The 329-nt window shown below is 76.0% G+C and carries 1 pseudogene; it reads right to left on the minus strand.

Features of this window, described 5'->3' with window-relative positions:
- Positions 1 to 272, minus strand: a pseudogene (locus tag AN216_RS00180) (aminotransferase class V-fold PLP-dependent enzyme); the annotation flags it as partial.
- Positions 273 to 329 lie beyond the last annotated feature (57 nt).

Raw genomic sequence — 329 nt, forward strand, 5'->3', positions numbered from 1 at the left:
ATGTCGGCGCGGCTGCGCTCGTAGCGGTCGGTGGAGAGGCGGGACAGCTGCCCGGCGCCGCGGTGCACGCTGCCGTAGTACGGCGCGTAGGCGGCCAGTTCGTCCCACACCCGGCTCAGCACCGGTGCGCTGGCGGCCTGGTCCAGCGCGGCGTACGGGATGTCATCGCCGCCGGCGAGGGGGACGCGTACGTCCCGGCCGAGGACGGCGAGCGGTTCGCAGCTGTCATGTTCGGGGTGGCGGGCGGGGGCGGTGCGCGCAGGGGTGTCCACGGACACGACGACTCTCCTGGGTTGGCGGGCGGGCCGGCGTCGCCGCGTGCGGGCGTG

The sequence above is a fragment of the Streptomyces oceani genome, assembly GCF_001751245.1.
In the GTDB taxonomy this organism is placed as follows: Bacteria; Actinomycetota; Actinomycetes; order Streptomycetales; family Streptomycetaceae; genus Streptomyces; species Streptomyces oceani.